Below are 11,862 nucleotides of genomic sequence, written 5' to 3' on the forward strand. Positions count from 1 at the left end.
GAACAGGCAGGCAGCCAGCCAAATTCCGCTGGCGGACGCTTTCTACTCCAGTGCTTTAAGACACATGTAGCGGCCTGTAGCGGAAATTTTGCCGGACACCCCAAGAGGGTGTATTCCGCTCGTCTGGTCGCTTGCCGGAGTTCGAATGGTCGATAGCACGGACCTCGCGCAGGTCCTCCACGAAGCGAATGACATCGCACAGAGCGTGGTGCAGAGGGTCACCTCCGCCCACGTGCTCCTGGCGCTCTTCACGGTGGAGAACCGTGCACAGCTGCTGCTCAAGGAGCGAGGCGTGGACGAGGACGCCATCCTCCAGCTGCTGACGGCCGCTCCCGCGGAGCCGGACGGCCTGCTCCGGGAGCTGCGCGAGAAAACCCGGGAGATCGCCACCAATGTGGGCTCCCATGAGGCGGACTGCCTCCACCTGCTCATCGCCGTGGCCCGAGTTCGCTGCGCGGCCCAGGAGCTGCTGCTGCAGGCCGGGCTGGACCTGGGCGGCCTCATGCGCGTGGCGATGTCCTACTTCACCAGTGGTCACATGCCGCGCCGCCTCCAGTTGGGCCGGTCGCACACCCTGGGCCCCCGGCCCGCGAGCCGTCCCCTGGGCGCGCCGCCGTCTCCCCTCCCGGCCTCCGCCGTCACGCTGAGCCTGCCGCGCTCCCGGCCCGGCGCCCCGCCGTCGTCGCCCCCGTCCTTTACCGCGCCGCCGCCACCGCCGCCGCGCTACAGCACGCCCGCGCTGTCGCCACGTGACCTCATCGACGTGGACGAGGAGCCGGAAGCGCTTCCGCCGCCGCCCGCGCCCGTCGCACGCGCCGCGCCGTCCCCTGCCTCGACGCCCACGGCCACCCCTATACCCTCGGCCCGGCCGGCGCAGTCCGCCTCCGCGTCGCCCGTGCTCGACGCCAAGGCCTACCCCCTGCTCACCTCGCTGGGCCGCAACCTGAGCCAGGCCGCCCACGAGGGCCGCCTGGACCCGGTGGTGGGCCGCGCGCGCGAGGTCGAGGAGGTCATCGACATCCTGGGCAAGCGCCGCACCAACAACCCCTGCCTGCTGGGCGAGCCCGGTGTGGGCAAGACGGCGGTGGTGGAAGGCGTGGCGCAGCGCCTGCTCGAGCTGCGTGGCTCTCTGTCGGAGAAGGTGCTGGTGGAGCTGGACATGGCCACGCTGGTGGCCGGCACGCAGCTGCGCGGCTCGTTCTCCGAGAAGCTCAACGCGTTGAAGGACGAGGTCCGCCGCGCCGAGGGCCGCGTGGTGGTCTTCATCGACGAAATCCACACGCTGGTGGGCGCGGGCTCCACGGGTGACGGTCCGCAGGACGCGGCCAACGAGCTGAAGACGGCCATGGCGCGCGGTGAGTTCCCGTGCATCGGCGCCACCACGCACGACGAGTACCGCAAGTTCATCAGCACCGACCCGGCCCTGGAGCGCCGCTTCACCGCCGTGGTGGTCAACGAGCCCTCCGTGCCGGAAACGGTGGAGATCCTCCGCGGCGTCATCGGCCGCTACGAGGAGCACCACGGGCTGCGTTACACGCCCGAGGCGCTGGAGGCCGCGGCGTCCCTCGCCAGCCGCTACGTGACGGACCGCTTCATGCCGGACAAGGCCATCTCCGTGGTGGACCTGGCGGGCAGCCGCTGCCACCGCGAGGGCCTTGACGTGGTAGAGCCCGCCGACGTGGCGCGCGTGGTGGCCAAGCTCGCGGGCGTTCCCGAGGAGCGCCTGCTGATGAACGACTCGTCGCGGCTGCTCCGGCTGGAGCAGGACCTGGCGGAGCGCGTCATCGGGCACTCAGAGGCAGTCACGCGCATCGCCCGGGTCATCCGCCGCAACTACGCGGGCTTCGCGTCGCGCCGCCCCATGGGCAGCTTCCTCTTCCTGGGCCCCACGGGCGTGGGCAAGACGGAGATGGCCCGCGCGCTGGCGGACGTGCTGTTCGGCAACCGCGATGCGCTGGTGCGCCTGGACATGAGCGAGATGTCCGAGCAGCACGGCGTCTCGCGCCTCATCGGCTCGCCCGCCGGCTACGTGGGCTTCGGTGAGGGCGGACAGCTCACGGAGCCCGTGCGCCGCCGGCCCTCGTCGGTGGTGGTGCTGGACGAAATCGAAAAGGCGCACCGCGAGGTGCAGATGCTCCTCCTCCAGGTCCTGGAGGAAGGCCGCCTGACGGACGGCAAGGGGCGCCACATCGACTTCTCCAACACCGTCATCGTCATGACGACGAACCTGGGCGCGGAGGCCTTCTCCCGCACCGGCCGCCCAGTGGGCTTCGGCGCGGATTCCGCGGGCCCCGGGGACGCCATGGACATGGCGTCTTCGGTGGCGCGCAAGGCGCTGCCGCCGGAGTTGTGGAACCGCATCGACGAACGGCTCCCCTTCCGTCCCCTGGCGGAGGTGGAGGTGGCGCGCATCGCCACGCTGCTGCTGGAGGAGAGCAGCAAGCGCCTAGCCACCGAGCGCGGCATCGAATACGTGGCGGGCGACGACGTGGTCGGCCACCTGCTGAAGTCCGGCGGCTTCGACCCGCAGCTGGGCGCTCGCCCCATGCGGCAGATGGTGCAGCGGCTCGTGGAGGGCCCCCTCGCGGAGCGCATCCTGTCGGGTGAGTTCGGTACGGGCGACCGCGTGCGCATCGCTGTGAACTCCGGACAGCTCCAGTTCCAGCGCGAGCGATGAGCCCCGGGCCCCGCCGCCGCGCAGGGCCTTTGAAACGGCGCCCACCCGTCGTCATTGTCGGGATGGGCCGCCTGGGTGGTGCCCTCGGGCTGGCGCTCCAGGCGAAGCGCTGGCCCGTGCGCATCCACTCCCGCACGGATGAAGGCCGCGAGCGCGCGGAAGCACTCGGCTTGAAGACGGCCGCACCCGCGGACCTGAAGCGGGCCCGCGTCATCCTCCTGTGTGTTCCGGACGCGGCGGTACCCGCCGTCGCACAGGCGCTGTCCACCACCCTCCCCCGCACGGCCGCACTGGTGCACACGGCGGGCGCGCTCTCGCTCGATGCGCTGGGCACGGCCAAGGGCCGGAGTCGCGGCTCGTTCCATCCGCTCTGCGCTGTCTCCTCGCCACGTGACTCGCTGGCGGGTAGCACCGTGGCGGTGAGCACCCCGTCACGCACGCTGCGGGAGGTGCTGCGTCACATGGCGGTGGACGCGGGGCTCCGCGTCATCGAGGTGCCAGAAGCCCACCGCGCGGCCTACCACGCGGGCGCGGTGCTGAGCGCTGGAGGACTGGTGTCGCTGGCGGATGCGGCGGTGGCGGCCCTGGGCGCCGCGGGAATCCCTCCAGCGGACGCTCTGGCGGCCCTGTTGCCGCTGATGCATTCGGCGCTGAGGGGACTGGAGACCCGGGGCCTCGCGGGGGGGCTCACCGGCCCTATCGTCCGCGGAGACTCCGGCGTGGTGGCGGCGCACCTGGAGGCGCTCCCCGCGGACGTCGCCCCCCTCTACCGGCTGCTGTCGCGGCGCGCGCTGGGGCTGGCCGGAGACCGGCTGGAGCCCACGTCGCGCGCCGCGCTGGAACGGCTGCTCAAGCCGTCAGGATGATGGAGCCCTGCAGGGCCTTGCGCACCACGGCCAGGGCCTGCTCGGACGCGGCCTCGGCCTCGGTGAGCCGGCGCAGGGACAGCTCGCCGCCCTGAACCTGCGTCACGGAGCGCTTCAGGTCGGAGAGCAGCGTCAGCGCGGCCTGCAGCATCTCCTTGCCCTGCGGCGACTCGGTGGCGGGCTTGCCGGCCGCCTTCGCCACGTACTCCGTGAAGCGCTGGAGCGTCTCCGCCGTCTTCGCGGGGTCGAACTGCTCCAGCAGCGGCTGGATGCGCGAGGCGTTGATGCGGATGAGGCGAAGCGCGCCCACCCGGCCGAAGCCCGGGTGCACCAAACCGATGTCACTCATCTCGAACGCGCCCAGCAGGCCCTCGTCGGGGGCCTTGTGCGCGTGCGGCACCAGGTCCACGAAGAGCGGCAGCGGGTCCGCGCCCTGGCGGAACATCTCCAGCTCCTCCTCGTCCAGCGGCGGGAAGCTGGCCGGGGTGCCGATGAACAGCAGCGGTAGCACCAGGTCGTGCCAGAAGTCCTCAGGCGCCGAGCCCGTCCCACCGATGGTGCCGAACAGGTGCGCCATCAGCTCCGCCAGACGCGGCGCGCGCTCGGCCTGATCGATGAGCGACTTGGTGGTGTCCAGGCGCTGGAGGGACTGCACGATCTGTCCCTCGAACTGCTGGCGGGCCTCGGGCGGCAGCGGCGGCTGGGTGCGGCCCAGCGCGTTGCGCACGTCCCGAGCGAGCCCGTCCGGCTTCGTCTCCAGGGCCGTGGCGGCCTTCTTCGGGTCCAGGACGACGAACTGGAGGAACCCGGGGTCGAAGAGACGCTGGTAGTCCACCGGCGTCAGCTTGGGCGCCTGGCCTCCCAGGGCCTGCGCCGGGTTGCCGCCAAAGCGGGCCTGTCCCAGCGAACGGCGGATGTCCGCAGCCAGGTCTTCCAGGCGGGCCAGCTTGCCCTGCCCCAGCGAATCCATCACCGCGCCGAACGGCGACAGCATGATGATGGCCTCCGGGAAGCCCAGCGTGGCGCCCTCCGGCGAGTCCCGGTTGGGGAACCAGAAGGCCTGGTGCTCCTGGATGAGCCGCAGGGCGAACGCCCCCGCCAGGCCCAGCGCGAGGGTCTGGTGCTCCGGCTTGTTCACCTGGAACTGGCCGCCAGTCAGCTGCGCGATGGCGGGTTCAATCTCCACCCAGGGCGCCTTGAGCAGGTCGACCGGCTTGCCGGTGGCCTGCTCCAGGGCAGCGGCGACCTGCATCTGGGCATTGTGAACGTGCTGCGGAACGGGATGCGCCTGGGTGGCGGGTTCGGACATGGCGGAATCCAGACTCGGAAATAGGGAGGCGACGGGGCCATCCCTTACCGTGAAATTCGCGGTCGTGGCTACGATTTGTGGCTTGTAGGATGGCCCGCATGCCCGCTTCCCGCTGGTGGCTTCGTTGGGCTGTCCTCGCCACCTGTCTCCTGCTGACAAACGGCGGGTGTGCCTTCGTCACACCCCGTTTCCCCCAGAACATCCAGGCCTCGTTCGCTCGGGACGAGATGCGCAAGCTCACCACCGAGTCCCTGGAGCTCTACTACCCGGCCCAGCTCCGGGGCGCGGCCCTGCGCATGGCGTCGCGGCTGGAGGGCTGCGTGGCCCGCCTCCACGAGCAGACGTGGCAGAAGAAGAAGCGGGACCGGGTGCTCGTCTACCTGACGAGTTCCAACTTCAACAACGCCTACGTAGTCCCCGACTACGCCAGCACGCCCCAGCAGATGGTGATGCCTTCCCACCTGACGCTGGAGCTGTTCAACCTGTTCAACCTGGGCGAGGTGGACGTCGGTGACGTGGCTTGCCACGAGGCCGTCCACTACGTGCAGCTCCAGCAGACGGACGGCGTATGGGGTTTCCTCAACCTCGTCACCGGCGGCCTGTTCCAGCCCAACTCCTATACGGAGTCGTGGTTCCTGGAAGGACTGGCCACCTACTACGAAGGGCAGTTCGGCAAGAACGCGGGACGGCCGCACAGCCCCATCTGGCGAGGCTGGTACGACTCCGTGGTGCAGGCCACGGGAGGACGGCTGAACCCTGGCTACCTGTCCCCCGAGCAGCGCGCGCTGGACCCGTTCGGCGGCAACTACATCACCGGCATGCACTTCGTGGAGTACCTCGCGAAGCGCTATGGGGAGTCGAAGCTGTGGAAGCTGGTGGATGAGCAGGGCGACTCCCTGGTGCCTCCGCTGGCGGTGACGCTGCGCTTCAAGCGTGTGTACGGGCGGGACATCGGCTCGCTGTTCGCGGAGTACACGCAGTCGCTGCGGGAGAACCTGCAGGTGCGCGAGCGGCCCTCGGCGCAGCGGACGTGGGTGTCCGACGCGGGCTACTTCTCCCGGCTGGCCTCGAACGCGGCCAGTGGGGTCACCGCGACGGTGGGCGTGGGCCGGGAGCGCTACTCACGGTTGACGGTGCTGGAGCCGGATGGCCGTGTGCGCTTCGAACGGCCGCTGGTGGAACTGCTGCCCGGGCGCCGCTGGGTGCTGGGCTCCCCGACGCTGGTCAGCGGCATGTCATTCAGCCGCGATGGCGCGTGGCTGTACCTGGTGATGGCCGACCTGAACACGGAAGGAGGCTACACCGCGAAGCTGTGGAAGGTGGATGCGCGCACGGGTGACGTCGTTCGGCTCTGGGACGACGTGATGGGGATGGGCGGCAGCATCACGCTGGACGGGACGGCCTACGTCTACGTCCGCGTCGATGGGGATTCGGCCAACGTCGTGCGGCTGGATTTGGAGACGGACACCCGGAAGGCCCTCACCGACTTCAGCGCCAGCACCTCCGTGGGGCCGCCCGCGGTCGCTCCGGATGGCGAGCGGGTCGTCTTCCCCCTCTCAGGGGACGCGGGTTGGGACCTGGTCCTGCGGGAAGCGGATGGACGCCTTCGGTGGCTGACGCGCGATGGCCGCTTCAACTACTCGCCCAGGTGGCTGGATGATGAACGCCTCGTGTTCCTCCGGGAACATGAGGGGCGACTGCAGGCCCACGTCCTCACGGTGGCGACGCGGGAAGTGGTTCGCATCACGGACGCGCCGCACCTGGTGATGGACGTTCATCCCGTGGGGACCGAGGAAGTCGTGTTCCTCAACCGGGATGGACTGAACTTCACCATCGACCGCGCCCCACTGGTGCCCATTGCGCCGACGGAGGCCGACGCAGGAACGGCGCGCGTGGAGGTGGCGGGGCACACGGTGCTGGCGCAGGCGCCCCACCCTTCGGCTACGTCTCCCGAGGACGAACCCGGAGCGCCCCGGCTCCCCGAAGTGCGCACGGAGGCTCCGGCATCAGACTCGGGTCATGCGGCAACGGCCGCACCGTCCGAGTTCGAGTTCGCCGCGTTCCCCAAGCCCGGCGCTCCGGTCCAGGCCAATGCGGCGCAACCGCCCTCGCCGTCAGAGGTCGCGCCGGGCATTGGAACCCCGCCATCCGGGCAGCCGTCCGCCAGCGACGAGGCGGCACAACCGTCTTCTCCACCAGAGGACGCGCCGGGCATTGGAACCCCGCCCTCCGAGCAGCGACCCACCAACACTGCCGAGGGCGCCGTACCTCCCCCTCCTGGGCCCTCGTCGGAGCAGCCTGCCACCGAGGACACCGCACCGGCGTCCCCATCTCCCGCGGCCGAAGACGCGCCCACGGCGCTCACGGGTCTCGACGGTCCTGTCGAAGCCCCGCCTGACCCGGGCACGGAGCTCCAGATTCTCTCGGACGAGCCCTACTCGCCACTGGAGCGCTTCTTCATCCCCGAGCTCCGCGTGCCCTACCTGCTCGCGGGAGCCGACCCCGACAACACGGACGACACGTACATGATGGGTGGGCTGGCTCTGGCGGGACAGGACCGGCTCGGCTTCCACGCGTACTCGCTGCAGCTCTCCTTCGACTCGCGCGAAGACGCCCCCAGCCTCTCTCTGGCCTACGGCAACGCGCAACTCGCGCCCTGGTACATCCAGGTGTCGGGCGCGTACATCCGCCAGAATCAGCGCACCGACCTCCAGGCCACGGCCTTCGCTTCGCGCTCCTTCTGGACCACGCCGGTGACCTTCGGCGTGCTGGCGCTGCGCCGCGAGTACGACGCCACGGACCGCTTCCCACGCATGGTGACGCGCATCGTCGGCCCGGAGGTCTCCGTGTCGTACTTCGCGGGTGACGCCACGTCCTACGGCAGCACTCAGCGAGGCCTGGGCATGACGGCGGCCGCGGGTGTGTACCCCGGCGCATTCCTCCGGGACTCCACCATGGGCGACGTGCGCCTGGGACTCGACGCCTTCACGGGGGGCCTTCCCTTCACGGGGCGCGACAACCTCCGCCTCACCGCGGTGGGGCGCTTCCTCCCCGGCGCGCCGTCCGGGCTGCTCCAGGTCGGCGGCCTGAGAGCGGGGCAAATCTGGTACACCAACCGCGAGAGCCAGCAGACCGCTCCCCTGCCCCTGCAGTTGCAGCCGGGCATCGCCTTCAGCGAGTACCTGCGCGGCTACGAGGACCTGGAGATTCGCGCGCGCAACGCGCTCATCGGCTCCGCGACGTACCAGTACCGGGTCCCCATCGACTACGGATGGGCCTCCACGCTGTGGCTCTTCCCGTCCCTCTTCGTGCGCGACGTCGGCGTCGAGGCCTTCGGCTCGCTGGCCCGCACCGACAACCGCGCCGACCACGCGGCCGTGGGGGCCTCGGCGTCACTGCACCTCACCTTCGGGCAGGCGGTTCCGGTGTCCCTCTATTACCAATATGCCTACCGCTTCGAGCAGGGCCTGGACCACCTGCACCTCATCGGCTTCGGGCTCTGACTTGGGCTTGCCCCTCAACCTGCTCGCGAATCACGAACCTTGGTTGAGCACTCGCATGTCGCTTACAGCCCCTCGTCCTTGCAGAGGTCGTCCTGCAGATCCGTCAGCGCCTTCCGCGCCCGCATGGGCTGGCAGGTGTTGGCCAGGAAGTAGGACGAGGCGCCCACCGTCGCGCTCTTGAGCCTCGCGCCAAGCGCCGACCAGCACCATTCGAACGCCACCTTCCTCGCATCACCCGCGCGGGCATCCGTCGAGGGCAGGTCCAGTGCGGCCAGCACCGCCTCCGCGAGCGCCTCGTCCTTGCAGGCGCCAGCCTCCTTCCCACCCCGCACCGCCGAGGCGAAGAGCGGCATCGCGACATAGGCGAAGTGGCCCCTCTTTACGAGCCGCGCGGCCTGGAGCGTCGTCTCAGCGCTCGCGTCCCCCGTCAGCTCCCGGTACGTGTCGATACAGCCACTCCGCTCGAGCTCGAGGCAACGCTCCAGGTCCTTCAATCCTCGCGCGTCGCGCGCCGAGGAGAAGCCGGGCGCCTTGGCGAGGAAGGCAAACCGCTGCCCCAGAGCGCGCGCCTTCCGGGCGGTGGCGAACGGGTCCTTGTCGTCCGGAGCCATGGCCGATTCGACTTCGGCCGTCGCCGCCTCCGTCACGAGCGCGCGCCATGTGTCGGTGCGCGCGGCGGGAGGAACCTCCTCCGCGCGCTCCAGCAGCTCCGCCCAGGACTTCTGCACGGCCAGCGCCCGGAGGTCTTCGAGCGTCGCGGCCGGGCGAGCCAGCACCGGCGCCGCCAGGAGGTACGCCAGCACCATGGGCAGTCGACGCGTCACTTGAGCCTCCCGTCCAGGAACGCGGGCCCCTCGGCCGCGCCCCCTTGAGTAGTGGTGAAGATGAGCGCGTCGGCACCCCGCTCGAACGCGAGCGCAGGCCCGAAGCGACAGGTGAGGACCGCGACATCCTTCACGGCGGCACAGCGCTCCCGGGCCCGCGTCGCGAGCGGCGCACACACCGCCCAGACGTCCAGCTCCGCCATCACCACATCGTCGAAGGTCTTCCAGTCGAACGTGAAGGTCGGTGACGTGCCACACGCCTTGCGCAGCGCCGCCATGGCCTCGGCGGCGCGCGCGGTGTACTTCTTCTCCAGGTGGGGCCAGGCCTTCTTCTCGAAGGCCGCGATCCGCCCGGACTCCTGTTGCAGCAGGTGCGCGGAAAGCACGTCGGAGGCAGACGCCTTGCCCGTCGCCTCCTGGCTGAACTTGACGCGGAAGGATGGCTTCCCGGGAACGAAGGCCTCGTAATCGCCAGCGCGCTGGGACAGCAGCACCCAGTCCGCGCCGCGATGACGGACGACGTAATCAACACCCCGCCCCGTGTCCCGGGCCTTGCCGCGCACCGAGAGGCCATCCTGCTCGGAGTCGGTGCCCTGAAGCCGCAGCACCACCTCCGACGCCTCCCGGGGCGCCAGCGTCACGACCTCGATGGACTGCCCGTCGGTGCCCCGATAGACCTTGAGGGCCAACGACTCCAGTGACTCCGCCGCCACGGCCCCCTGGGCCCACAGCAGCAGGAGCACCATCGCCATCCTCCGCGCCATGATCAGTTCAGCGCCTTCTCGAGGGTCGCCTTGGTGTTGTCCTCGATGTTCGTGTGGTCCACGCTCATGCGGTACGTCAGCGTGCCCTTGTCGAGCGAGATATTCCGCAGCGTCGCGTCGTTGGTGCCGTCCTTCTTCTCGGGCGGCTTGACGCCACCGAACAGGCACGACACGCCGGTCACCTTCTTCGCAATCGCCTTCTTGTAGGCCGGGCGCTCGCACATGCTGGTGACCGCATTGATGGCCGCCTCACAGTAGGAGCCAAAGCTCGAGTTCGCCCAGGCCTCCGGCTTGAAGTTCTGGAAGTCGGTCTTGACGGTGAGCTTGGTGCCACACTTCTCGTTCGCGGCATTCACAGGCTCGGAGATCTTCTCCTCGAACGACGCCTTCGCCTCCTCCTGCGCGGGCTTGAGATCCTCCTCGGCGAAGGCAGACGTCGACAGCAGGGCCACGGCGGCGAACACGAGCTTCGAATTCATGTGATGTTTCTCCAGGAAAGAACAGCCATCACGAGTTTCAAACTGCCCTGGTTTTTACGCAAGCGTATCAACGGAATAGAAGCCCTGTAGAGGGTGAGGGCTGGAGCGGAGGCGCCGAGGAGGGGCGCTGACGGGCGCGTCACCTGAACGGCGGGGCAGCATGGCGAAAGTCGAGTCTGACGGACGGCGGCGCTACGGCGTCCGCTTCAGGCCATAGAGGCCGTGCTCGCGCGCATAGGCAATGGCGCGCGCGGGCACCAGGTCCGACGGAGCCTCGCCGCGCGCGAGCAGGTCGCGAATCAGCGTCGACGACACCTCCGCCAGCGGCGGCCCCAATGTGTTCGGCGCCGGGTACCCCGCGCGGTTGAGCACCATCACCCGCGACAGTTCCTCGATGCGATGGAAGTCCTTCCAATGCGGAAGGTCGCGCAGGATGTCGCTGCCGATGATGATCGACCAGCGGATGTCCGGATGCCGCGCCACCAGCAGGGTCAGCGTGTCCACCGTCCGGCCGGTGAGGCCCGGATCCTCCTCGACCCGGCTCGTCTTCAGCCAGCCCGATGTCTCCGCGCACAGCGCATCGCACATGGCGACGCGATGCTCGAAGGGCTCCATCTGCTTACCGAACGGGTGCTGCCAGGACGGCATCAGCCACACCTCGTCCACGTCCTGGGTGGCATGGACGTACGTGGCGGCCATGAGGTGCCCCACATGGGGCGGGTTGAACGAACCTCCGAGGAGCGCGACCTGCACGGCGGGCCTCACGTCACTTGAGGGACAACTTCGGGGACTTCTTCTCCAGAACGATGACCTGGGGCTCCAATATCGAGTGCCCATCCAGGCGGAACGCGGAGAAGCGCAGGTTCCGGTCCACCTTCTCCAGGAGCGCACAGGTCTGCTCGGCGGCGCCCACCAGTCGGCCCGGCGTCAGGAAGTAGCGCGGGCCAATCTGAACCACCTTGGGCTCCGGCTCCTTGCCGTGGACGAAGAGCAGCGCGTTGAGCAGGTCATCCCGCGTCAGGTCGTTCTTGTCGTGCACCACGCAGCAGAGCGTGTCCCCCATCAGGTCCATGACCTTGTTGTTGATGGAGGGGTCTCTGAACTGGAGCGATTCGCGCTCGGGCACGCGGATGAAGCGCTCCATGACGAGCCGGCGGTCGTCCTCCGACGCCACGTCCGCCGGAGCCTCCGCGCGCGACGGCGTGCGAGGCAGCGCGTCCTGGCTTCCCAGCCAGTTCGTCACGTCCGCCAGGAAGTCCGCATCCGAGTACTCACGCCCGCCCCGGCTCTTCTGCCGCCGCCACAGCACCCATTCATCCAGGTCCGTGTAGCGCGCGCCCGCGAAGAGAAAACGCCGCGCCCCCTTGGAGCGCAGCAGCTCGTAGGCCGCGTCGAAGGCTTCGAGGTCCCCATGGCTGTCGGAGAAGACGCCGATCACGC

9 protein-coding genes are annotated in these 11,862 nt (G+C 69.6%); 3 read left to right on the forward strand and 6 right to left on the reverse strand.

What is annotated here, in order from left to right; all coding sequences use genetic code 11:
- Window positions 1-145 precede the first annotated feature (145 nt).
- A complete protein-coding gene (locus tag BHS09_RS21000; RefSeq protein WP_140792578.1) occupies window positions 146-2,677 on the forward strand; it encodes an ATP-dependent Clp protease ATP-binding subunit in 2,532 nt (843 codons plus the stop codon).
- The gene (locus BHS09_RS21005) at window positions 2,674-3,543 is read left to right on the forward strand and encodes a Rossmann-like and DUF2520 domain-containing protein (protein WP_140798714.1); all 870 of its coding nucleotides are present in this window, start codon (window positions 2,674-2,676) and stop codon (window positions 3,541-3,543) included. The genes BHS09_RS21000 and BHS09_RS21005 overlap by 4 nt, the downstream gene beginning before the upstream one ends.
- Here BHS09_RS21005 and BHS09_RS21010 read toward each other — a convergent pair.
- Window positions 3,527-4,852 carry a hypothetical protein gene (locus BHS09_RS21010; RefSeq protein ID WP_140798716.1) on the reverse strand — a complete coding sequence of 442 codons (1,326 nt, stop codon included), beginning with the start codon at window positions 4,850-4,852 and terminating at the stop codon, window positions 3,527-3,529. The two genes, BHS09_RS21005 and BHS09_RS21010, sit on opposite strands and share 17 nt — an antisense overlap.
- A gap of 98 nt (window positions 4,853-4,950) precedes the next feature.
- Between BHS09_RS21010 and BHS09_RS21015 the strand changes: the two genes are divergently transcribed.
- Window positions 4,951-8,355 carry a TolB family protein gene (locus BHS09_RS21015; RefSeq protein ID WP_418763903.1) on the forward strand — a complete coding sequence of 1,135 codons (3,405 nt, stop codon included), beginning with the start codon at window positions 4,951-4,953 and terminating at the stop codon, window positions 8,353-8,355.
- A gap of 62 nt (window positions 8,356-8,417) precedes the next feature.
- Here BHS09_RS21015 and BHS09_RS21020 read toward each other — a convergent pair whose 3' ends face one another.
- From BHS09_RS21020 to BHS09_RS21040, 5 genes are all read right to left on the reverse strand, one after another.
- A complete protein-coding gene (locus BHS09_RS21020) occupies window positions 8,418-9,179 on the reverse strand; it encodes a hypothetical protein (protein WP_237079736.1) in 762 nt (253 codons plus the stop codon).
- Complete coding sequence (locus BHS09_RS21025) at window positions 9,176-9,931, reverse strand: hypothetical protein (RefSeq protein ID WP_237079737.1); 756 nt, start codon at window positions 9,929-9,931, stop codon at window positions 9,176-9,178. The genes BHS09_RS21020 and BHS09_RS21025 overlap by 4 nt, the downstream gene beginning before the upstream one ends.
- A gap of 14 nt (window positions 9,932-9,945) precedes the next feature.
- On the reverse strand, window positions 9,946-10,422 hold the full coding sequence (locus BHS09_RS21030) for a hypothetical protein (protein ID WP_140798720.1): 477 nt from the start codon (window positions 10,420-10,422) through the stop codon (window positions 9,946-9,948).
- Between the two features lie 192 nt (window positions 10,423-10,614).
- On the reverse strand, window positions 10,615-11,187 hold the full coding sequence (nadD, locus tag BHS09_RS21035) for a nicotinate (nicotinamide) nucleotide adenylyltransferase (RefSeq protein ID WP_140792587.1): 573 nt from the start codon (window positions 11,185-11,187) through the stop codon (window positions 10,615-10,617).
- A 1-nt stretch (window position 11,188) separates the two neighbouring features.
- Complete coding sequence (locus BHS09_RS21040; RefSeq protein ID WP_140792589.1) at window positions 11,189-11,860, reverse strand: hypothetical protein; 672 nt, start codon at window positions 11,858-11,860, stop codon at window positions 11,189-11,191.
- Between the last annotated feature and the right edge of the window lie 2 nt (window positions 11,861-11,862).

Origin of the sequence: Myxococcus xanthus (assembly GCF_006402735.1) — a bacterium.
In the GTDB taxonomy this organism is placed as follows: Bacteria; Myxococcota; Myxococcia; order Myxococcales; family Myxococcaceae; genus Myxococcus; species Myxococcus xanthus_A.

Coding starts and splice junctions, on each gene's coding strand:
- BHS09_RS21000 (WP_140792578.1), top strand. CDS start 146: ATGGTCGATAGCACGGACCTCGCGCAGGTCCTCCACGAAGCGAATGAC.
- BHS09_RS21005 (WP_140798714.1), top strand. CDS start 2,674: ATGAGCCCCGGGCCCCGCCGCCGCGCAGGGCCTTTGAAACGGCGCCCA.
- BHS09_RS21010 (WP_140798716.1), bottom strand. CDS start 4,852: ATGTCCGAACCCGCCACCCAGGCGCATCCCGTTCCGCAGCACGTTCAC.
- BHS09_RS21015 (WP_418763903.1), top strand. CDS start 4,951: ATGCCCGCTTCCCGCTGGTGGCTTCGTTGGGCTGTCCTCGCCACCTGT.
- BHS09_RS21025 (WP_237079737.1), bottom strand. CDS start 9,931: ATGGCGATGGTGCTCCTGCTGCTGTGGGCCCAGGGGGCCGTGGCGGCG.
- BHS09_RS21030 (WP_140798720.1), bottom strand. CDS start 10,422: ATGAATTCGAAGCTCGTGTTCGCCGCCGTGGCCCTGCTGTCGACGTCT.